We start from the raw sequence: 19,608 nt of genomic DNA, 5'->3' as shown, positions 1-19,608 counted from the left end.
TCTAACCATCCTTGGCGCCACCAGGCGCGTATATGCGGAACGTGTATCCTAGACCGTCCTCGCGCAATCCGACAATCACCAAAATACCCGGTGATGTCAGCACCGGGACGTACGTATGACGCCCCGGTGCCCAACAGAACCTTAACCGGCAAGCTTACGCCGAGGTCAGCGCAGGCGGCGTGCTCGAATCGTCGGGCAGTGCCGGACGCTTGTCGAACACCTGGTCGACCAGGCCGAAATCCTTGGCTTCGTGCGCTTCGAGGAACGTATCACGGTCCATCGCGCGCTCGATCTCCTCGAGCGGCTTGCCGGTATACTGCGCGTAGAGCGCATTCATCCGGTTCTTGATGCGCTGGATTTCCTTGGCCTGGATCTGGATGTCCGACGCCATGCCCTGCGCACCACCCGAAGGCTGGTGGATCATGATCCGCGCGTTGGTGAGCGCGACACGCATGCCCGGCTCACCGGCGGCGAGCAGGAACGAGCCCATCGAGGCGGCCTGGCCCATGCAGACCGTGCCGACGCGCGGACGGATGTACTGCATGGTGTCATGGATCGCCATGCCCGCCGTGACGACGCCGCCCGGCGAGTTGATGTACATGAAGATGTCCTTCTTGGGGTTCTCCGACTCCAGGAAGAGCAGCTGTGCCGAGATGACCGAGGCCATATGGTCCTCGACGCCGCCGGTCACGAAAATGATGCGTTCGCGCAGCAGTCGCGAATAAATGTCGAAGCTGCGCTCGCCGCGGTTGGATTGCTCGATGACGATCGGAACGAGGCCGTCATTGATGGGGGCCAGAAAGTCGCCGGTGTCGAACGGATTGCGCATGATGAGCCTTTTAGTCCTTTATGCCCCTAGAACCGCATACATCGGCGCTGCACGAAACGAGTTCAAGCCCCGACGGCGTCCGAGCGACGGTCATCGCCACCGGGAGCACGGTGGCTGAGGTAAGCGAGCCGCCGCACTTCGCGCCGACCGCGGACCACCGTGTCGAGGATCAACCCGGTAAAGACGTTGAGCGCGGCGAGGATCGCGAGGCCGACGACCAGCACAGCGGTCGGCAGCCGTGGCACGAGATGCGTGTGCATATAGGTCACGATCAGCGGGATCCCGAGCGCGAGCACGGCGAGCGACAGCAGGGCTGCGATCGCCCCGAAGAACAGCAGCGGCCGCTCGATGCGGTAGAGCGTGACGATCGTGCGTGCGATGCGAAAGCCGTCGCGATACGTGCTGAGCTTCGATTCGGACCCTTCGGGCCGCGCGAAATAGGCGGTCTCGATCTCGCCCGTCGGCATCTTGAGTTCGAGCGCATGGACGCTGATCTCGGTCTCGATCTCGAACCCGGCCGAAAGCACCGGGAAGCTCTTGACGAAGCGCCGTGAGAAGACGCGGTACCCCGAGAAGATATCGGTAAAACTGCGCCCGAACAGCTGCGCGAGCATCCCCGTCATCGCCTTGTTGCCGAGCACATGCCCGCGGCGATACGCGGCGGTGACCTGCGTCACGCGGCTGCCGACGACCATGTCGAGCTGCTCGTCGAGCAGCCGCGCGACGAGCGCGGGCGCGGCGGTCGCGTCGTAGGTCGCATCGCCATCGGCCATGACGTAGATGTCGGCATCGACATCGGCGAACATGCGGCGGACGACGTTGCCCTTGCCCTGCATCCGCTCGGTCCGGACGATTGCGCCGGCGGCGCGCGCCACGGCGACCGTGTCGTCGCTGCTGTTGTTGTCATAGACGTAGATCGTCGCATCCGGGAGCGCGGCGCGGAACGCCGCGACGGTCTGCGCGATGGCGGTGCTCTCGTTGTAGCACGGCAGCAGGACGGCGATACGGGATGTCATAGCCGAGCCTTAGGGCGTTATCGTGACGGGTTCGACTGTTTTGTGGTGTGCGGCGTGGCGTCTGCGTTTGCCGCCGCCGGCCCAGGCCTTACAACGCCGTCACCCCGGCCTCGTGCCGGGGTCCACCATGCCGCTCGACGTATCGTCCGGGGCGAGGTGGACCCCGGCACAGGGCCGGGGCGACGGATGATGGAGTCGAGCGGGCGGGTGTGTGCCTTATTCGGCCTTGTCGGCAGCAGCCTTCTTCTTGGCAGCCGGCTTCTTTACGGGAGCAGCAGCCTCCTCAGCCGGAACAGCCTCGGCCTCAGCCTCGGCAGCAGCTGCCGCCTTCTTCGCCGGCGCCTTCTTGGTCGCGGCCTTCTTCACCGGCTCGGCTTCGACAAGATCGTCGCCAGCGGCTGCCGGCTCGATGTCGGCGGCTTCCATTTCCTTGGCGTCGTCGGCAGCGGGCTTCGCCTTCTTAGCAGCCGCCTTCTTTGCCTTGGGCTTGTGGTTGTCGTGATCGTGGGTGTGCGTGCCGCTCGAGAAGCCTTCTTCGCTCTCGATCGCCGCTTCGAGCTCTTCGCGCGTCACTTCGCGGTCGGAGATCTCGGCCTTCTCGAACAGGAAGTCGACGACCTTGTCCTCGTACAGCGGCGCGCGGAGCTGGGCGGCGGCCATCGGCTCCTGCTGGATGTACTGCAGGAAGCGCTGGCGGTCTTCGTTGTTATAGTTCTGCGCGGCCTGCGCGATCAGGCGGTTCATTTCCTGCTGGCTGACTTCGACGCCATTGGCCTGGCCGATTTCCGACAGGAGGAGGCCAAGGCGCACGCGGCGCTCGGCGATCTTGCGGTAATCGTCGCGCTCGGACTCCATCTCGGCGAGTGCTGCCGCGGGGTCTTCCTCGTGCGTCGCTTCGTGCTGGAGCTGCTGCCAGATCTGGTCGAATTCGGCTTCGACCATCGACGGCGGCACTTCGAAGTCATGACCCTCGGCGAGCTGGTCGAGCAGCTTGCGCTTCATGTGGGTGCGCGTGAGGCCGTTGAGCTCCTGCTCGATCTGGCCCTTCAGAAGACCGGTGAGCTGCTCGAGGCTCTCGAGCCCGAGCGAGGTCGCGAGGCTGTCGTCGATCACGCTCTCGCCGGCGGTCTTCACCGCGGTGATGCTGAGATCGAAGGTCGCGGGCTTGCCGGCGAGTTCCTTGGCCTGATAATCCTCGGGGAAGGTCACGGTGATCTGGCGCTCGTCGCCAACCTTGACGCCGACGACCTGCTCCTCGAAGCCGGGGATCAAGCGGCCGGTGCCGAGCTCGACCGACATGTCGCTGCCGGTCCCACCCTCGAACGCCACGTCGCCGACCTTGCCGACGAAGTCCATGACGACCAGGTCGCCCATCTGCGCTTCGTGGCCCTCGGCTGCGTCGTCCCACTTCTTCTGCTGGTCGGCGAACTTCTGGAGCTGTGCCTGGACCGTCGCGTCGTCGGCAGGAACGGTGAGGCGCTCGAGCTTGAGCGCGTCGATCGCCGGGGTCGGCACGTCGGGGAGCACTTCGAGCGTGACGGTGATCTGTGCATCGTCACCGAGCTTGAAGCCTTCGGCGAGCTCGACCGAAGGCTGCAGCGCGGGGCGCAGCTTCTGCTCGGCGATCAGCTCCTGGATACCCTGCTGGATCGAGCTGTTGAGCGCGTCCTGCATCAGCGCGTCGCCGTGCATCTTGCGCACCAGGTTCGCAGGCACCTTGCCGGGGCGGAAGCCGGGCATCTTCACCGTCGGCGCGACGCGCTTCAGTTCGGCATCGACACGCGAGTCGATATCCTTCGCGGTGATCGTCAGCGTGTAGGCGCGCTTGAGGCCTTCGTTCAACGTCTCGACAGTCTGCATTTCAGATCTCACGCCCAATGGATAAGGAGTTCAGGGATAGTGTGTCGCAGTCCCCATGCACAAACGCATGAGAGACTGGTGCGGGCGAAGGGACTCGAACCCCCACATCTTTCGATGGCAGGACCTAAACCTGCTGCGTCTACCAGTTCCGCCACGCCCGCAAGGACACCGCCGGTGTGGGGGGCGTCTATACCAGCCATGCGCCCGGGGGCAAGCGGGCAAACACCCGATGCCGCATCGCCACGCAACCGCTAGGATGATGGCGCGTTGATGCAGCGTAAGAGGAGAGACGTTATGGCCAGCACGCCCCCAACCGAACTGCCGATCCCGAGCGAACCCGGCCAGCCCGATTCGATGCCGACCGAGCTGCCGAGCCCGACGCCCGAGGTGGTCGTGCCCGATCCCGCGGGCGACCCCGGCGGTGCGCCGATCGCGCCGACCGACACCGGCATGACGGGAGATTTCGCATGAGCGACCCGCATCCCGACAGCCTGCCCGAGAACGACAACGATACCCGCAGCGACATCGAACAAGCAGTCGAAGCGCGCAAGGACGCGGTCGAGCGCGGCGAAGGCGGGCGCGAGCCCGATGCCTTTATTTCGCCAGGCATGGAAGACGGCGTCGGCGGGACTGGCGGCGTGGTGAAAAACCAGGACGACGACGCGCAGTAAATCAGCTCCCGTTGCAACGGTCTGAATATCCGTCTAATTCCCCCCGGACATGTCCGGGGGGATACGGTGGTATTCAAGGTTTCGATAGGTCTTGCAGCCGCTTTTATCGCGTGCTTTCCCGCCGCTGCACAGTCGTCGTCATCGGATGGATCCTGCGAACTCCATATCTGGCCAGGCGCGGGCCTTAATTCTGTTTACAGTGGCGTGTTCCACGGAGGCATCGTCAACGGTGCAGTCACCGGGCGAGACGGATATCCCGCCTTGGCGGTCGAACCCATCGAGACCGCCAATCAGGTCGAACTGCTGCGAAGTGCTGCTTTGCGCGATCAACTTAGCTTGGCAAAGTATCAGCCAATCGTCCACGAGGAGGCGTTGTCGAGTCGCGTCATGCGCACAAGCGTTGCGCGCATCGCGCCCTCGTCGGCGCCCTGTTATGCGGAATTTATCGTCGACAGTGTCTTCTTCCAGCAAGACATCGTAGACGGGAGTTACCTCAAGATCCTTTTCCGCTACCGCGACTTCACGACCGAGCCCGCACCACGTCGGGTCTTCAGCACCTGGACCAAGACCAGACTGACTTTGCTTCCGCCGACGCCCGCAACCGACATGGTCGCCGCCGCCGCCGAACTGCGCGCGGCCTTCACCAGCGATGTCGCGCTTTTCGCAAGCGCCTTGGCAAAGCCATCAAAGACCAAAGCGTCACATTAAATAAGGCCGTCCATGACGACCCCTGGGAAAGGGGCCGAAACCAAAGGGGGAGACTATAATGACCAACGCAGTCCATCGCGTCCTGGGAGCCGCTTTCGCTACAGTCGCCTGTGCGATCGGAGGCATCGCCAGCGCTCAGGCAGCGCCGTGCGAACTTCACATCTGGCCGGCCGAACGGATGAACTCGATGACGACCGGATTGCTCGGCGGCGGTCTGCTCGATGCCGCACTTCACAGCGGGAAGGACGCTAGCAACAAAGCCCAGATGGCAAGCGCGCTCGATAGTCCGTCGCAGCTCGACGCGCTGCAGTCGCTCAAATTGACCGATCTGCTCAACCGTCAGCCCGGCACCGTCATCGTGCGCCACGAAACACCGCTCGAGCGCAAGACGATGAACAAGGTCAAGATGCGTCGGTCGGATTCGACCGCGGCCTGCTATTCCGAGCTGATCGTCGCCGATGTCTTCTATCAGAAGGCGGCGATCTACGGCCGGTCGCTGCGCACGCTGTTCATGCTGCGCGACTTCGGCAACGACCAGACGATCGATTACGAATATAAAGCCTGGGGTGGCAATGGCTTGAAGCTATTTCCCGCCAAGGAAGGCGAGGACGCGACTGCCGCGCTCAGTGAGCTGGTTTCGGTGTTCGACAAGAATTTCGAGGAATATGCCAACAACGCGCGCAAGGCGATGACCGCAAAGAAAGGCTGAATACCCGCAGCCAGGGCGCCCGGTTGGCCGGGCGCCCGCGTTTCTTTACCCCAGCATCTGCTTCAACACGTCGTTGACGACGCCGGGATTGGCCTTGCCGCCCATCGCCTTCATCGTCTGCCCGACGAAGAAGCCGAACAGCTTGTCCTTGCCGCCACGATAATCGGCGACCTTGTCTTCGTTCGCCGCCATTACCTCGGCGATGACGCGCTCGATCTCGCCAGTGTCGCTGGTCTGCTTGAGCCCGCGCTCCTCGACGATTTCGGCAGCGCCCTGCCCGGTCTCGAGCATGATCTCGAACACCTGCTTGGCGAGCGTACCCGACAGCGTACCATCGGCGATCAGGCCGAGCAGTTCGGCGGCCTGATCGGGGCTGACGGGCGAATTCTCGATGTCCCGGCCGGTGCGGTTAAGCGCGCCGAACAGCTCGGACGTCGTCCAGTTCGCCGCAGCAACCGGCGCCACGCCCGTGTCGAGCAACGCATCGAACCAGCGCGCCGCCTCGACCTCGGCGGTCATTACCGCGGCGGCGTAAGGCGTGATGCCGAGCGCCTCGTAGCGGCGGCGCTTGGTGTCGGGCAGCTCGGGCAGCGACGCGCGGCATTCTTCGAGGAACGCGTCGTCGAGTTCGAGCGGGAGCAGATCGGGATCGGGGAAGTAGCGATAATCGTGCGCATCTTCCTTCGAGCGCATCGAGCGCGTCTCGTTGCGGTCGGGATCGTAGAGCCGCGTTTCCTGGACGATCCGGCCGCCGCTCTCGAGCACGTCGATCTGGCGCTTGGCCTCCTGCTCGACCACCGCCATCACGAAGCGGACCGAATTGACGTTCTTGGTCTCGGTGCGCGTGCCGAGTTCGTCGCCGGCCTTGCGCACGCTGACATTGACGTCGGCGCGCATCGAGCCTTCTTCCATATTGCCGTCGCACGACCCGACATAGCGCAGGATCGATCTGAGCTTGCGAAGATAAGCGCCTGCTTCGGCAGGAGAAGCCATGTCGGGCTTCGACACGATCTCCATCAGCGCGACGCCCGAGCGGTTGAGGTCGACGTAGGAGCATGTCGGATGCTGATCGTGCATCAGCTTGCCCGCATCCTGCTCGACATGGATCCGCTCGACGCCGATGCGCTTGCCCGCTGCATCGGGGTTCTTGTCGTCGAGGCTGATGTCGATCGCGCCCTCGCCGACGATCGGGTGGTAGAGCTGGCTGATCTGATACCCCTGCGGCAGATCGGCATAGAAATAGTTCTTGCGGTCGAAGCGCGACCAGCGGTTTATCTGCGCGTCGATCGCCATGCCGGTGCGCACCGCCTGGCGGATGCACTCACGGTTGGGAACGGGGAGCATGCCGGGCATCGCGGCGTCGACCAGCGACACCTGCGTGTTGGGCTCGGCGCCGAACGCGGTCGCCGCGCCCGAGAAGAGCTTGGCGTTCGAGGTCACCTGCGCATGGACTTCGAGGCCGACCACGACCTCCCAGTCGCCGGTTTCGCCGCGGATCGTGTATTTCGTGTCAGTCATGACCTAAATTCCGTTCGGGCTGAGCGTGTCGACGCCCTGCCCTTCTTTGCCCGAAGTGAAGGAGAGCGCGATCACCACCACGCCTCGGCGCGAGCGGTGAACCCGGCGCGCTGCTCGAGCGCGAGCCCGGCATTGAGCACGCCTTGCTCGTCGAGCGGCTTGCCGATGATCTGCAGGCCGAGCGGCAGCCCGGCGCCGTCGAGGCCGCCCGGGACCGACATTGCAGGAAGGCCCGCGAGCGACGACGGCACTGTGAAGACGTCGTTCAAATACATCGCGATCGGATCGGCCGACTTCTCGCCCAGCGCGAACGCCGACGACGGCGCCGTCGGAGTGAGCAGCAGGTCGCACTTCGCCCAGGCCTGCTCGAAATCGCGCGCGATCAGCGTGCGGACCTTCGAAGCCTGCGTGAAGTACGCGTCGTAAAACCCTGCAGACAGGACATATGTCCCGATCATGATCCGGCGCTTGACCTCGTCGCCGAAGCCGTCGGCGCGCGTCGCGGCGTACATATCCTGCAGCCCTGCCCCCTCGGGCAGATCGCGCAGGCCGTAGCGCACGCCGTCATAGCGCGCGAGGTTGGAAGAGGCCTCCGCCGGCGCGATGATGTAATAGGCCGGCAGCGCATATTTGGTGTGCGGGAGCGAGACCTCGACGATCTCGGCGCCGGCGTCCTTCAACCAGTCGATCCCCTGCTGCCACAGCGCGTCGATCTCGGCGGGCATATTGTCGACGCGATATTCCTTGGGAATACCGATCCGCTTGCCCTTGAGATCACCCGACAATCCGGCTTCCCACGCGGGCACCGGCAGATCGAGCGAAGTCGCGTCCTTAGGGTCGAACCCGCTCATCGCCTCGAGCAGGATCGCACAGTCGCGCACGTCGCGCGCCATCGGCCCGGCCTGGTCGAGCGACGAGGCGAACGCGATCGTCCCCCAGCGCGAGCAGCGGCCATAGGTCGGCTTGATGCCGCTGATGCCGGTGAAGGCGGCCGGCTGGCGGATCGAACCGCCGGTGTCGGTGCCGGTTGCCGCCGGGCACAGCCGCGCGGCGACCGCCGTCGACGAACCACCCGACGACCCGCCTGGCGCGAGCGGCGCGTTGCCGCCGTCGCTCCGCCGCCACGGCGAGATGACGTTGCCGAACGCGCTGGTCTCGTTCGACGAGCCCATCGCGAACTGGTCCATGTTGAGCTTGCCGAGCATGCCCGCGCCGGCATCCCACAAATTGGCCGACACCGTCGATTCGTACGGCGGCACGAAGCCTTCGAGGATCAAGCTCGCCGCGGTGGTCGGCACCCCCTTGGTGCAGAACAGGTCCTTCATCCCGATCGGCACGCCGGCGAGTGGCTTGAGCGTCTCGCCCGCGGCGCGCGCCGTATCGGCGGCATCGGCTGCGGCGAGCGCGTGGTCGGGGGTCTCGACCAGGAACGCATTGAGCGCCTTGGCCTTCGAGACGTTGGCGATGAACCCCTCGGCGACTTCGCGCGCGGAGAAGGTGCCGGCGCGGACGCCGTCGCGGATGGCGGCTACGCCGAGATCGGTCAGGTCAGTCATACGGTCATTCCCGTCGCCCCGGCATAGGCCGGGGCCGCTTCGTTGTGGTGCAGGCCGCTCGCGACGAACGCGGCGGCCCCGGCCTGCGCCGGGGCGACGATGGCGCGGATCATTCGATCACTTTGGGCACGGTGAAGAAGCCGTGCTCGGCTTGGGGAGCATTGGCCAGCACGGCATCGCGGATGCCGCCGCCGGTCAGCGGGTCGGCGTTGACGACGTCGTCGCGCAGCCGGAGGTGGTTGGGGATCACCGCGGTCATCGGCGCGACGCCGGTCGTGTCGACCTCGCTTAATTGCTCGATCCAACCCATGATGTTTTCGAGCTCGGGCGCGATGCGCACGGCATCTTCCTCGGTGATGGAGATGCGGGCGAGGCTCGCGATCTTGCTGACGGTGGCGATGGTGACTGGCATGGCCTGCGGCTAGCAGAGCGCCCGAGCCTAGCGCAACCTATTCGAACGGATCGCCGAGCGGAACGCCCCCGACGAACACCCGGCGCGCGGGCACGGCGCGGATCTCGACCTTGCCCGCGGCATCGCCCGCCTTGAGCGCGGCGCGCTCGGGCGCACTCAGCGGCGCGCGCGTATTTGTGTCGATCCGCGTCCAGGTCTCGCCGGTGCGCCGATAGCGTGTGGGGCCGCAAGCCGGCTGGAATGCGAATGCAGGATCGCGGCCGGAGGTCTCGACCTTCCGAGGCGTCGTTAGCTGATCGACGCAAAACCTTGAGATCGCAACTGCTTCGTCGGCACCCGGAGCATAGAGCAAGGTGCAGCGGTCTTTGACATCGGTGCTGCAGCCCTGCCAGTCGGTCAGCACCTTGCGCAGTGCGAATGGCACGGCCACCGCCACGGGCACCACGCGCAGCCGTTTGACGAGCACATCGGCGTCGGCCTGTGCGCGGTCGACACTCGCCACGTCCCAGCGGTTGGTCTTGGTCGCGACTTGCTTCGCGCGCGCCGCGATACCCGGGGTCGCCGAGCGGGCGAGCCGCCGCAGCGCCGCCTTGCCGGGATCGCCGAAATCGAACGCCAGCGCCGCCCAGTCGAACTTCGCGGGCGCAACCCGCCCCGATTCGAGCCGCGCGACCTGGTCGAGCGTCGCGAGCGCGTTGAAGCTCGCGAGCGGCGTGGCGAGCAGCAGCCCGACACCGGCGACGACGAACGCGATCCGCAAATTGCTCGGCCGCACATAGCGGCTCCACGCCAACCGCCCGCGCAGCACCGCGACGAGATAGGCGCCGCCGTAAAGGTTCGCGAACCCGACGAACACGGCCGCCCACAGCCGGTCGGGCGTCAGGCCGTATTGCGCGATCCGCAATCCCGTTGCGATCGCCGCGATCACCGCCAGTGGCAGCATCGCAAGCGCCAGCGCGATCGCGCCGAAGCGCAGCACCGGATGGGTCGCTTCCTCGCCCGCGCCGTTGCCGACCACCGCATTGGCGAGGATCAGCGCGCCGATCACGCAGCCGAGCAGGATCGGCGTCGTCGACTTGGTCGCCTCCCACAGTGCGTCGAGCCCGGTGAAGGGCAGCGCGAGCAGGAACATTAGCAGCCCCGCGCCGAGCACTGGCGCAAGCACCGCGAGCACCGCGGTCACCACGCGCTGGAGCAGCCGCAGCACGCCGTCGCGCTCGCGCAGCAACCCGAGCGATCCGCCAAAGCTCGCGCCCGCCAGCAGCGCGGTAAACCATTCGTGGCGCAGCAGGTCGCGCAGCACATGCACGCCGATCAAGTCGAACAGCGCGGCGAGCAGCCATGCCAGCGCGAATGCGACGCCAGTGAACAGCCAGCAGGCACACCACAGCACGACGTTGGTCCATGCGTCGCCATGCACGTCGGCATAGGGAAAGCGCACCGCAGCATGATCGCGCGCGGTCTGGAACAGCGGCACGGCGATCGCGATCGCGATGAACAGGCTCGCGCCGCGCCAACTGTACCACGCGCCCCAGCCGCCACCGTTCCAATAGACGATCAGCCCCGCGACCACGCCGATGCCGATCCCGAAGGCCGCCGCCCACCACCAGCGCCGTCGCTCGAGCGCGAAGCCGAAGGTCACCGCCCCAGTACCGATCGCGGTGGTCAGCGCGATTCGCCACGCCGCCGGGTCGATCACGGGAAAGTGGGGGCCGCGGTCGAGCAGCTGCTGCACCGCGAGCGCGGCGAGCGCGCCGACCACGGCGAGCAGCATCGGCCGCAACGGCCAGCTGTGGGTATCGCGTTCGAATCCCGGACTTTCGTTCATCGCATCGCTCCCCCGCGCCGTGCCCACACCAACGCCAGCACCAAGGCGATTGCAAGCGCGGCGATCCTGCGGCACGGAAAACCGCAGCACGCTTGCATGGGCACCGCCGCGCCATGCCGTGGGAGGTCGACCGGTTTGGCGCGCAAGTTTCTCTACATCTTCACCGTGCTGATCGTGATCGTGATCGCGGGTGCGTTTGCCTATGCGATCTGGGGCACCGAGCTGATCAAGCTGGCGATGATCCCGCGCGCCGCCTTCATCGCCGAGCCGCGCCAGCCCGCCGCTGCGTACCGCCGTGCCGAGATGTGGCTCGCGCGCCCCGACAAGCCGGGCAATCCGGCGCTATGGCTTCCGCCCGGCTACACGCCCGCCAAGGACACGCGCGCGGCGGTGTTCTTCATCCACCCGACCTCGTTCCTCAACCGATCGCGCTGGAACGCGCCGCTCGACGATGCCGAGGCCAATGCCCGCGCCGAACTGTTCCTGCGCGGCCAGGCCAGCGCGTTCAACGCGGTCGGCGCGATCTGGGCGCCGCGCTATCGCCAGGCGACCTTCGGCGCGTTCCTGACGACACAGGATAATGCCGCCAAGGCGCTCGACCTCGCTTATGGTGACGTCGCGGCGGCATTCGACGCGTTCGTCGCGCAAGCGGGCGACCGGCCGATCATCCTCGCCGGCCACAGCCAGGGCGCGCTGCACCTGCTGCGGCTGTTGCGCGAGAAGATCGCTGGCACGCCGCTGCAGAAGCGGATCGTCGCCGCCTATGTCGTCGGCTGGCCGGTCTCGCGCAGCGTCGACCTGCCCAAGCTCGGCCTGCCCGAATGCCGCAGCGCAGATCAGGCCGGCTGCATCCAGTCGTGGGAGAGCTTCGCCGAACCCGCCGAGCCGTCGCTGGTGCTCGACACCTACAACGCCAGCCGCGGCAGCGATGGCACGCCGCGCCGCGGCACGCCGATGATCTGTACCAATCCGCTGACGGGCACCCCCGATGCGACCGCACCCGCGACCGCCAATCTCGGTACGCTCGTTCCCTCGGCCGATCTCTCGAGCGCGACGATCGTCGTGGGCCAGGTTCCGGCGCGCTGCGATTCGCGCGGGCTCCTGCTGATCGGCGATCCGCCCAAGCTCGGCGGTTACGTGCTGCCGGGCAACAACTACCACGTCTACGACTACAGCCTGTTCTGGGCGAATGTCCGCGCCGATGCGGCACGACGGCTGGCGGTCTTCGCGAAATGATCACGACCGATCGCACCGAATTCCGTGGCGCGCTTCCCGCTGGTGGCCGGCTGATCGGGCTCGACGTCGGCACCAAGACGATCGGGACCGCCCTGTGCGACGCCGGGTGGAGCTTCGCCTCGCCAGCGTTGCTGATCCGCCGCACCAAGTTCCAGAAGGACAAGCTCGCGCTCGCCGAGATGATCGCTGCGCAGCAGGTGAAGGGGATCGTCATCGGCCTGCCGCTCAATCTGAACGACGGCAGTGAGAGCCCGCGCAGCCAGTCGAGCCGGGCGTTCGCGCGCAACATGGCCGATCTCGACCTGCCGATCTTCCTGCAGGACGAGCGCTGGTCGACCGTCGCGGTCACGCGCACGCTAATCGAGCAGGACGCGAGCCGCGCCAAGCGTGCCGAGCTCGTCGACAAGATGGCCGCTGCGTACATCCTGCAAGGCGCGATCGACGCGCTCGTCGCGATCTAGCCGCTAAAGCCCGTTCGCGACCCAGTCGACACGATCCCCGCTGGCTATCCGGTCGTGCAATGCTGCTCGATCCGGGTGCACCGCTCGTCGCTCGGCTGGGCGCTTTCCAGACGCCTTCCAGCGCTTCCGCTCTTGCCGGTTTAGGCGATGCGCATACCCTCGCGTGCCGGGGGCGTGTTCCGAGTCGGCGCGCTGAGATCGTCGCACCGGACTGCGCTTCTGCAAGAGGAGAGCCGTCATGACGCTTGCTTTCGAGTCGCCGACCGAGCTTCCCGTCCCGATCGTGGTGACGGCGAAAGGCGATTCCGCCGCCCCGGCGTTGCCAGCTCGGATCGAGCTCGATCTCTCGAAATTCCACAATGGACGCTGGGCGCTCCACCTCGACGCCGTGTTTGCGCGGCACGAGGCCCCCGTCGTCATCCTGGCGCATGGCATCGCGTGTCGCGCAGTGGCGTGGTGGGCGCAGCTTTCGCCGCGCAGCTATTTGCGGGCGATCAGCGGTGCGCTGTTCCACACGCCGTTGCATGTCGGATTCGATCAGATTGCGGCCGCGGCGGCGATGCAGAACGGCCCTGCCTGCCGCCTGCCCTTTCCCTCGATCGTCATCAGCGATCCGTCGTTCCAGGTCGAGCAAGCGCTTACCCTCGCCGACGCGTGGGGAAGCCGCTTCGTCGCGACCGATGCCGCTGCACCAGGACAGGCAAGCAACCGTAACGCGCGCTTTACCGCGATCGAGACGATGCTGCTCGGCCACCGCGATCGCTTCGAGATCAACCGCGCGGCCGCGATGCAGCCATCGGGACCATGCCCGATCGCGATGCAGCTAAGTCCTTCCGATCACACCATCATGAAGTCTGATTGACGCTGTCCGCAGCGTTCCGACGTCGTCCCTCGCGCAACTTCCACAGCGCCGGCGTGTTACACCGACACGCTGGCCGCCGCGGCCATGACGCGAAGGAGTGACGCGATGGACATGCAGGATCTGACCGGGAAGGTCGCCGTCATCACCGGCGCCTCGAGCGGGATCGGCGAAGCGACCGCGCGGCTGCTCGCCAAGGAAGGCGCCCACGTCGTGCTCGTCGCGCGGCGCAAGGACCGGATCGACGCGCTTGCCGCAGAGATCGGCGAGAGCGCGATGGCGATCGAAACCGACGTCGCCGATCTGGCGGCGGTCCAGGCGATGGTCGCCGCGGTTAAGACGCGCTTCGGCGGGATCGACTTGCTGTTCAACAATGCCGGCATGGGCGTCAACGGCGCGTTCGCCGACAGCAATCCCGACGACTGGAAAACGCAGATCGACGCCAATCTCTATGGGGTCCTCAACTGCACCCACGCCGCCTTGCCGCTGATGCACGGCCGCGCGGGCGCGATGGTCTCGATCGTGTCGAGCGTCGGCGGGCGCTACGGCATCGCCGGCTGGTCGGTCTACAACGCCACCAAGTTCGCGGTGGTCGGCTTTGCCGATGCGCTGCGCAAGGAAGTCGGCAATGCGGGCATTCGCGTCTCGCTGATCGAGCCCGGCGCGGTGTGGACCGAATGGGGCCACAACGTCCCCGAGGAAACGATGCGCGAGCGTCGCGAATCGCTCGACGCGCTCCAGGCCGAGGATATCGCGCAGGCGCTGGTCTACGCCTTCGCGCAGCCGCCGCGCGTGCTGGTCGAGGAAATCCTCGTCCGCCCGGTCAAGCAGGTCGCGCCATGACGCGCCGGTCCCTGCTCCGCACCGCGCTACGCGCCAGCGCGATCACGCTCGTCGCGACCGCGGCCATCGGCGCCTTCGCGCGGCGCCCGTCCCCGTCGCCATCCTCGTCGCCGGTCGAACGCGTCGCGACCTTCGGCGATGCGATGCCGACGGGCGTCACCGTCGCGGCGAACGGCCGGATCTTCGTCAACTATCCGCAGTGGGGCGACAATCCGCGCTTCACTGTCGGCGAGCTCAAGGACGGTGTCGTCACTGCCTATCCCGACCAGGCGATCAACCAGGCCGACCCCGCGCGGCCTGGCGAAACGCTGATCAGCGTGCAAAGCGTCGTCGCCGACAGCGCGAACCGCTTGTGGATCCTCGACACCGCCGCCCCCAATTTCGCGGCGCCGCTCGCAGGCGGCGCCAAGCTCGTCGCGGTCGATCTCGCACGCGACCGCGTCGTGCAGACGATCGTGCTCGGCCCCGACGTCGTGCTGCCGACGACCTACCTCAATGACGTGCGCTTCGATCTGCGCCAGGGGATCGCGGGCGTCGCTTATATCACCGACAGTTCGGTAACCGGCCCCGGCGCGATCATCGTCGTCGATCTGGCGAGCGGTGCCGCCGTCCGCCGCTTGTCGGGCGACGCGACGACGATGCCCGACCCCGCCTTCGCGCCCGTCGTCGAAGGCAAGCCCGTGATGACGCGCCCCGCCGATGGTCCGGCAAAGCCATGGAAGGTCGCCGCCGACGGCATCGCGCTCTCGCCCGATGGCGCGACGCTCTATTATTCACCGCTGTCGAGCCGCCACCTCTACGCCGTCCCGACCGCCTTGCTGCGCGATCCCGTCGTCGACCCGGCAAAGCTCTCGGCCGCCGTGCGCGATCTCGGGCTCAAGGGCGCCTCCGACGGTCTGGCGGTCGATTCGCGCGGCCGCATCTATGGCGGCGACTATGAGCATAATGCGATCCGCCGGCTCGCCGACGGAAAGTGGGAGACGATCGCGCAAGACCGCCGGATCCTGTGGCCCGACACGCTGTCGATCGGCACCGACGGCTATCTGTACTTCACCGCTAACCAGCTCCACCGCCAGCCCGGCTTCCACAAGGGCAAGGATCTGCGGCGCAAACCCTACGAGCTGCTGCGGATCAAGATCGACGCCGGGCCGGCCTGACGCTGCGCGATTACTGGCGCGCCATCGGCGCGTCGGTTTTCGCCGCAAGGCCATAGGCGCCGACCACGAACAGCAACCCGCCGATCCCGTTCCCGAGCGTGACGAACGCCAGGTTGCGCAGCACTTGCGCCAGCGTGATCGTCTCGCCCGGCGAGAACAGGCCAAGCGTCAGCGCGGTCATGTTGGCGACCGAATGCTCGAACCCGGCGGCAACGAACGCGAGCAGCACCCACGCCATGACGAGGCTTTTCGCGGCATCGCCCGTTACGCGTGCCGCGGTCCAGATCGCGAGGCAGACCAGCCAATTGCACAGCACCGCGCGCGCGATCAACGCCGTCGCATCGGCCTCGACCTTGTGCGCGGCATAGGCGTTGAACATCGTCGCGGCATTGGCGAAAACCAAGCCGCCGCCGCCCGCGATGAAGATCGCCGAAAGCAACAGCGCGCCCGCCAGATTGCCGATCCACACCACGACGATCAGCAAGGCGGCATCCGCGACACTGACGCTGCGCCGCATCAACCCGAAGCCGAGATACATCACATAGCCGGTGAACAGCTCCCCCCCGGCGAACACGGTGAGGATCAGCCCGAGCCCGAAGGTCGCCCCCATCACCAATGGGCGCACGCCGGCCGGCAAGGCGTCGGCAGTGCTGAGGGCGAGGATCATCGCGATGCCGATATAGGCCCCCGCCAGCATCGCGCCGACGAAAAAGCCCAGCGGCGAGCGGCGGATCGAAGCGGCTTCGGCGGCGGCGCGATCAGCGAAGCCGGTTACCGTCGGTGCATACATGGATTTTACGCTTTCACAGAGATTTTGCGGCCGGCAACGCCCGCCCGCGCAACGATACGGTCCGCCGCGTTCTTGGTTCCCGCGCTGCGGATCTGGACCGGCACCGATTTGTACGACGGGGTCAGGCTTTGCGGGTCATGGTCCTCGAGCGCGATCAGCGGCTGTGTCTCGGGGTAATAGGACGCGCAGCACCCATCGGGCAGCGCATGCTCGACGAGCATCAGCCCCTGGACGATCCGGTCGTCGCGCTTGAACGCGAGCGCGGTCGTCACGTCGACGACATCGCCTTCCACAAAGCCGAGCCGCGCGATCTCCTTCGCGTTCAGGAACAGCACGTCGCGCCGCCCGAACACGCCGCGATAGCGATCGTCGAGGGCATAGATCGTGGTGTTGTACTGGTCGTGCGAGCGCAGCGTCGTCAGCCGCAGGACGCTTGGATCACGCGTCGTCTCGTCTTCCTCGACGCCCGTGGCGACGATGAAATTGGCCTTGCCGGTATCGGTGTTCCAGACGCGCTCGGCCGCCGAATTGGGCAAATGGAAGCCGCCCGGCTCGCGGATGCGCGTGTTGTAATCCTTGAACGCCGGGAACACCGCTTCGATCTTGTCGCGGATACGGTCGTAATTGGCGACGTAGCCGTCCCAATCGATCGCGCCCTTGCCGCCGAGCGTCGCCTTGGCGATCCCCGCGACGATCCACGGTTCGGAACGAACGTTCTCGCCCGGTGGCATCAGGAAGCCGCGCGAGGCGTGGACCATCGACATCGAATCCTCGACCGTCACGGCCTGCGGGCCACCCTCCTGCGTATCGCGCTCGGTCCGCCCGAAGCACGGCAGGACATAGCTCGCCTTGGCCATCAGCAAATGCGTGCGGTTGAGCTTGGTGGTAATGTGGACCGCCAGATCCATGTTGCGGAAGCCTTGCGCGCAGGCCTGCGGATCCGACGACGCGATCGCGAGGTTGCCGCCGAGGCAGACGATCGCCTTGGCCGTCCCGTCGCGCATCGCAGCGATGCTCTCGACCACCGAATGCCCATCGGCGCGCGGCGGATCGAAGCCGAATACGTCCTGGATCTTGTCGAGCAGCGCCGCGCTTGGCCGTTCGGTGATGCCGACGGTCCGGTCGCCCTGGACGTTGCTGTGGCCGCGCAAGGGACAGATGCCCGCGCCGGGCCGCCCCATATTGCCGCGCAGCAGCAACAGGTTGGCGATTTGCTGGACGTTGCTCGTCCCCGTGCGGTGCTGCGTGATGCCCATGCCGTAGCAGCAGATCGTCGCCTTCGACTGCGCATAGATCTGCGCGACCGCTTCGAGATCGGCGCGCGCGAGGCCGCTCGATTGCTCGATAGCGGCCCAGTCGGTCGCATCGAGATCGGCGCGGAACGCCTCGAGGCCCGCCGTATGCTCGGCGATAAAGGCGTGGTCGAGCACCGGCGTCTCTGGCGTGTCGAGCGCCACCAGCGCCTTCGCGATGCCCTTAAGCGCCGCAGCATCGCCGCCGACCTTGACCTGCAAATAGCTCGTCGCGATCGGCGTCGCCGACAAGGTTGCCATCTCGACCACCGATTGCGGCGATTCGAAGCGTTCGAGCGAGCGCTCCTTGAGCGGGTTGAACACGACGATCTTGCCGCCGCGCCGCGCCACGTCGCGCAGCGTCGCCATCATCCGCGGATGGTTGGTGCCGGGATTGTGGCCGATCGAGAGGATCAGATCGGCATGATCGAAATCCTCGAGGCTGACGGTGCCCTTGCCGATCCCGATCGACTTGGGGAGGCCGACCGAAGTCGCCTCGTGGCACATGTTCGAGCAATCGGGGAAATTGTTGGTGCCGTACAGCCGCGCGAACAGCTGGTAGAGGAACGCGGCTTCGTTCGAGCAGCGCCCCGAAGTGTAGAATTCGGCCTGATTGGGATCCTCGAGCGCGGCCAGACCCGCACCGATCTCGGCGAGCGCCTCGTCCCAGCCGACGACTTCATAATGGTCGGTCGCCGCATTGTAGCGCAGCGGTTCGGTGACGCGGCCTTGATCCTCGATCCAATGGTCGGTCTTTTCCCACAGCTCGGAGACCGAATGCTGCGCGAAGAAATCGCCGCCGATCCGCTTGGCGGTCGATTCCCAGGCGACTGCCTTGGCGCCATTCTCGCAGAATTCGAAGGAGGAGGAGTGCTTCGGGTCGGGCCAGGCGCAGCTCGGGCAATCGAAGCCGTCGGGCTGGTTCGACTTGAGCAGCGTCTGCGCGCCCTGCGACACGATCTGCTGCGCCTTGAGCGAGACCGCGACCGCCTTGAGCGCCCCCCAGCCGCCCGCCGGGCCGGTATAATCCTTGATCCCCTCGGGACGCTTACGACGCATACTCGGAACTCCACACTTCGACAGGCCCGCACGAGGAGCGGGCCACGACACCGTCGCGCCTAACGCACCGACATCGGGACGAGAAGCGCAGTTGCGACGAACGCTACGATAGATTGAAAGTTTTTGAGACGGGGGTCGGGCCCACCGCCATCAAGCGAGAAACATCGATCGCTTGGGGAAGAATGGTGGAGCCGAGGGGGATCGAACCCCTGACCTTTCGCATGCCATGCGAACGCTCTCCCAGCTGAGCTACGGCCCCATCGTATTCTGGAAAGAAGGACCCGAAACCGGGACCTCTTTGCGGGAAGGCGTCGCCCCTACCGAGGCGACGCGCCCTTGGCAAGCGGTCTGAGTGTCGCTTGCCAGAAAAAACATCAATTAGCTGTGGATCAATGCTCGTCTTCGCTCTGCGGCGCTTCCACGCCGAGATCGTCGTCGCCGCCGAGATCGACCTCGTCGTCGGGCGAGGGCTCCTCGTCTTCACCGGTGTCGATATCCTCGTCGTCGCCGGCGAGATCGTCGTCCTTCTTGACCAGCTCGGGCTTGGCCTGCTCGAACGGCAGCGGCTGCTTCGACTTGAGGATCGGCTCGGGCTCCCAATGCGCACCGCAATTGATGCAGGTGACGGGATCGTCCTTGCCGAGGTCATAGAAACGGGTGGCGCATTTCGGGCACGTACGCTTCGTGCCCCATTCCGGCTGGATCATATGCCGATTGAACCTTTTGTTGGGCCGACGGGCGTTGCGGCCCTGGGCTGATAGGAATTGGGTCTCGCGACCCGAAGGGCCGCAAAGTGGTGCGCGC

Annotated in this window: 19 protein-coding genes and 2 tRNA genes; 9 read left to right on the top strand and 12 right to left on the bottom strand. The window is 66.2% G+C overall.

Annotated elements, in window-relative coordinates:
* Positions 1-154: 154 nt before the first annotated feature.
* The 4 genes from ACP7C5_RS06050 to ACP7C5_RS06035 all read right to left on the bottom strand — a co-directional run bounded on the left by ACP7C5_RS06050 (position 155) and on the right by ACP7C5_RS06035 (position 3,866).
* Complete coding sequence (locus tag ACP7C5_RS06050; protein ID WP_133188610.1) at positions 155-829, bottom strand: ATP-dependent Clp protease proteolytic subunit; 675 nt, start codon at positions 827-829, stop codon at positions 155-157.
* Positions 830-891: 62 nt separating this feature from the next.
* A complete protein-coding gene (locus ACP7C5_RS06045; RefSeq protein WP_426263540.1) occupies positions 892-1,845 on the bottom strand; it encodes a glycosyltransferase family 2 protein in 954 nt (317 codons plus the stop codon).
* 216 nt (positions 1,846-2,061) lie between these two features.
* Positions 2,062-3,705: a trigger factor gene (gene tig, locus ACP7C5_RS06040; RefSeq protein WP_426263539.1), complete on the bottom strand. Its 1,644-nt coding sequence runs from the start codon at positions 3,703-3,705 to the stop codon at positions 2,062-2,064.
* A gap of 76 nt (positions 3,706-3,781) precedes the next feature.
* Positions 3,782-3,866, bottom strand: a tRNA-Leu gene (locus ACP7C5_RS06035).
* Positions 3,867-3,999: 133 nt separating this feature from the next.
* Here ACP7C5_RS06035 and ACP7C5_RS06030 point away from each other — a divergent pair.
* The 4 genes from ACP7C5_RS06030 to ACP7C5_RS06015 all read left to right on the top strand — a co-directional run bounded on the left by ACP7C5_RS06030 (position 4,000) and on the right by ACP7C5_RS06015 (position 5,793).
* Complete coding sequence (locus tag ACP7C5_RS06030; protein WP_426263538.1) at positions 4,000-4,176, top strand: hypothetical protein; 177 nt, start codon at positions 4,000-4,002, stop codon at positions 4,174-4,176.
* Positions 4,173-4,376 carry a hypothetical protein gene (locus ACP7C5_RS06025; RefSeq protein ID WP_426263537.1) on the top strand — a complete coding sequence of 68 codons (204 nt, stop codon included), beginning with the start codon at positions 4,173-4,175 and terminating at the stop codon, positions 4,374-4,376. Before ACP7C5_RS06030 ends, ACP7C5_RS06025 begins: the two co-directional genes overlap by 4 nt.
* A gap of 66 nt (positions 4,377-4,442) precedes the next feature.
* Entirely contained in the window at positions 4,443-5,084 is a 642-nt protein-coding gene (locus ACP7C5_RS06020; protein WP_426263536.1) for a hypothetical protein, read from the top strand.
* Between the two features lie 187 nt (positions 5,085-5,271).
* A complete protein-coding gene (locus ACP7C5_RS06015) occupies positions 5,272-5,793 on the top strand; it encodes a hypothetical protein (protein ID WP_426263535.1) in 522 nt (173 codons plus the stop codon).
* A gap of 45 nt (positions 5,794-5,838) precedes the next feature.
* On the opposite strand, the gene gatB is transcribed toward ACP7C5_RS06015, so the two are convergent.
* The 4 genes from gatB to ACP7C5_RS05995 form a co-directional block, all read right to left on the bottom strand.
* Positions 5,839-7,311 (bottom strand): Asp-tRNA(Asn)/Glu-tRNA(Gln) amidotransferase subunit GatB, encoded by a 1,473-nt coding sequence (gene gatB, locus ACP7C5_RS06010; RefSeq protein WP_426263534.1) that lies wholly within the window; start codon positions 7,309-7,311, stop codon positions 5,839-5,841.
* A gap of 71 nt (positions 7,312-7,382) precedes the next feature.
* Positions 7,383-8,867, bottom strand: coding sequence for an Asp-tRNA(Asn)/Glu-tRNA(Gln) amidotransferase subunit GatA (gene gatA / locus ACP7C5_RS06005; protein ID WP_426263533.1), 1,485 nt, complete (start codon positions 8,865-8,867; stop codon positions 7,383-7,385).
* Positions 8,868-8,976: 109 nt separating this feature from the next.
* Positions 8,977-9,279: an Asp-tRNA(Asn)/Glu-tRNA(Gln) amidotransferase subunit GatC gene (gene gatC, locus ACP7C5_RS06000; RefSeq protein ID WP_354285930.1), complete on the bottom strand. Its 303-nt coding sequence runs from the start codon at positions 9,277-9,279 to the stop codon at positions 8,977-8,979.
* Positions 9,280-9,316: 37 nt separating this feature from the next.
* Positions 9,317-11,107, bottom strand: coding sequence for a DUF4153 domain-containing protein (locus ACP7C5_RS05995; RefSeq protein ID WP_426263532.1), 1,791 nt, complete (start codon positions 11,105-11,107; stop codon positions 9,317-9,319).
* 135 nt (positions 11,108-11,242) lie between these two features.
* Here ACP7C5_RS05995 and ACP7C5_RS05990 point away from each other — a divergent pair, with 135 nt between their 5' ends.
* The 5 genes from ACP7C5_RS05990 (at position 11,243) to ACP7C5_RS05970 (ending at position 15,663) form a co-directional block, all read left to right on the top strand.
* A complete protein-coding gene (locus tag ACP7C5_RS05990; protein ID WP_133188630.1) occupies positions 11,243-12,343 on the top strand; it encodes a DUF3089 domain-containing protein in 1,101 nt (366 codons plus the stop codon).
* Positions 12,340-12,804 carry a Holliday junction resolvase RuvX gene (ruvX, locus tag ACP7C5_RS05985; protein WP_189674884.1) on the top strand — a complete coding sequence of 155 codons (465 nt, stop codon included), beginning with the start codon at positions 12,340-12,342 and terminating at the stop codon, positions 12,802-12,804. The genes ACP7C5_RS05990 and ruvX overlap by 4 nt, the downstream gene beginning before the upstream one ends.
* Before the next feature lie 238 nt (positions 12,805-13,042).
* Positions 13,043-13,666: an alpha/beta hydrolase gene (locus ACP7C5_RS05980; RefSeq protein WP_426263531.1), complete on the top strand. Its 624-nt coding sequence runs from the start codon at positions 13,043-13,045 to the stop codon at positions 13,664-13,666.
* A 105-nt stretch (positions 13,667-13,771) separates the two neighbouring features.
* A complete protein-coding gene (locus ACP7C5_RS05975; protein ID WP_426263530.1) occupies positions 13,772-14,506 on the top strand; it encodes an SDR family oxidoreductase in 735 nt (244 codons plus the stop codon).
* Positions 14,503-15,663 carry an L-dopachrome tautomerase-related protein gene (locus ACP7C5_RS05970; protein ID WP_426263529.1) on the top strand — a complete coding sequence of 387 codons (1,161 nt, stop codon included), beginning with the start codon at positions 14,503-14,505 and terminating at the stop codon, positions 15,661-15,663. The genes ACP7C5_RS05975 and ACP7C5_RS05970 overlap by 4 nt, the downstream gene beginning before the upstream one ends.
* A 10-nt stretch (positions 15,664-15,673) precedes the next feature.
* On the opposite strand, the gene ACP7C5_RS05965 is transcribed toward ACP7C5_RS05970, so the two are convergent.
* The 4 genes from ACP7C5_RS05965 to ACP7C5_RS05950 all read right to left on the bottom strand — a co-directional run bounded on the left by ACP7C5_RS05965 (position 15,674) and on the right by ACP7C5_RS05950 (position 19,511).
* Positions 15,674-16,453, bottom strand: coding sequence for a formate/nitrite transporter family protein (locus ACP7C5_RS05965; RefSeq protein WP_133188640.1), 780 nt, complete (start codon positions 16,451-16,453; stop codon positions 15,674-15,676).
* A gap of 5 nt (positions 16,454-16,458) precedes the next feature.
* Positions 16,459-18,804 carry an FdhF/YdeP family oxidoreductase gene (locus ACP7C5_RS05960; RefSeq protein WP_426263528.1) on the bottom strand — a complete coding sequence of 782 codons (2,346 nt, stop codon included), beginning with the start codon at positions 18,802-18,804 and terminating at the stop codon, positions 16,459-16,461.
* A 183-nt stretch (positions 18,805-18,987) separates the two neighbouring features.
* A tRNA-Ala gene (locus ACP7C5_RS05955) sits at positions 18,988-19,063 on the bottom strand.
* A gap of 130 nt (positions 19,064-19,193) precedes the next feature.
* A complete protein-coding gene (locus ACP7C5_RS05950; RefSeq protein ID WP_133191968.1) occupies positions 19,194-19,511 on the bottom strand; it encodes an FYDLN acid domain-containing protein in 318 nt (105 codons plus the stop codon).
* Between the last annotated feature and the right edge of the window lie 97 nt (positions 19,512-19,608).

The sequence above is a fragment of the Sphingomonas sp. PWP1-2 genome, from assembly GCF_049898305.1.
GTDB lineage: Bacteria > Pseudomonadota > Alphaproteobacteria > Sphingomonadales > Sphingomonadaceae > Sphingomonas > Sphingomonas glacialis.
This window is presented reverse-complemented; position numbering and strand designations above follow the sequence as displayed.

Coding starts and splice junctions, on each gene's coding strand:
- ACP7C5_RS06050 (WP_133188610.1), bottom strand. CDS start 829: ATGCGCAATCCGTTCGACACCGGCGACTTTCTGGCCCCCATCAATGAC.
- ACP7C5_RS06045 (WP_426263540.1), bottom strand. CDS start 1,845: ATGACATCCCGTATCGCCGTCCTGCTGCCGTGCTACAACGAGAGCACC.
- tig (WP_426263539.1), bottom strand. CDS start 3,705: ATGCAGACTGTCGAGACGTTGAACGAAGGCCTCAAGCGCGCCTACACG.
- ACP7C5_RS06030 (WP_426263538.1), top strand. CDS start 4,000: ATGGCCAGCACGCCCCCAACCGAACTGCCGATCCCGAGCGAACCCGGC.
- ACP7C5_RS06025 (WP_426263537.1), top strand. CDS start 4,173: ATGAGCGACCCGCATCCCGACAGCCTGCCCGAGAACGACAACGATACC.
- ACP7C5_RS06015 (WP_426263535.1), top strand. CDS start 5,272: ATGACGACCGGATTGCTCGGCGGCGGTCTGCTCGATGCCGCACTTCAC.
- gatB (WP_426263534.1), bottom strand. CDS start 7,311: ATGACTGACACGAAATACACGATCCGCGGCGAAACCGGCGACTGGGAG.
- gatA (WP_426263533.1), bottom strand. CDS start 8,867: ATGACTGACCTGACCGATCTCGGCGTAGCCGCCATCCGCGACGGCGTC.
- gatC (WP_354285930.1), bottom strand. CDS start 9,279: ATGCCAGTCACCATCGCCACCGTCAGCAAGATCGCGAGCCTCGCCCGC.
- ACP7C5_RS05995 (WP_426263532.1), bottom strand. CDS start 11,107: ATGAACGAAAGTCCGGGATTCGAACGCGATACCCACAGCTGGCCGTTG.
- ruvX (WP_189674884.1), top strand. CDS start 12,340: ATGATCACGACCGATCGCACCGAATTCCGTGGCGCGCTTCCCGCTGGT.
- ACP7C5_RS05980 (WP_426263531.1), top strand. CDS start 13,043: ATGACGCTTGCTTTCGAGTCGCCGACCGAGCTTCCCGTCCCGATCGTG.
- ACP7C5_RS05975 (WP_426263530.1), top strand. CDS start 13,772: ATGGACATGCAGGATCTGACCGGGAAGGTCGCCGTCATCACCGGCGCC.
- ACP7C5_RS05970 (WP_426263529.1), top strand. CDS start 14,503: ATGACGCGCCGGTCCCTGCTCCGCACCGCGCTACGCGCCAGCGCGATC.
- ACP7C5_RS05965 (WP_133188640.1), bottom strand. CDS start 16,453: ATGTATGCACCGACGGTAACCGGCTTCGCTGATCGCGCCGCCGCCGAA.
- ACP7C5_RS05960 (WP_426263528.1), bottom strand. CDS start 18,804: ATGCGTCGTAAGCGTCCCGAGGGGATCAAGGATTATACCGGCCCGGCG.
- ACP7C5_RS05950 (WP_133191968.1), bottom strand. CDS start 19,511: ATGATCCAGCCGGAATGGGGCACGAAGCGTACGTGCCCGAAATGCGCC.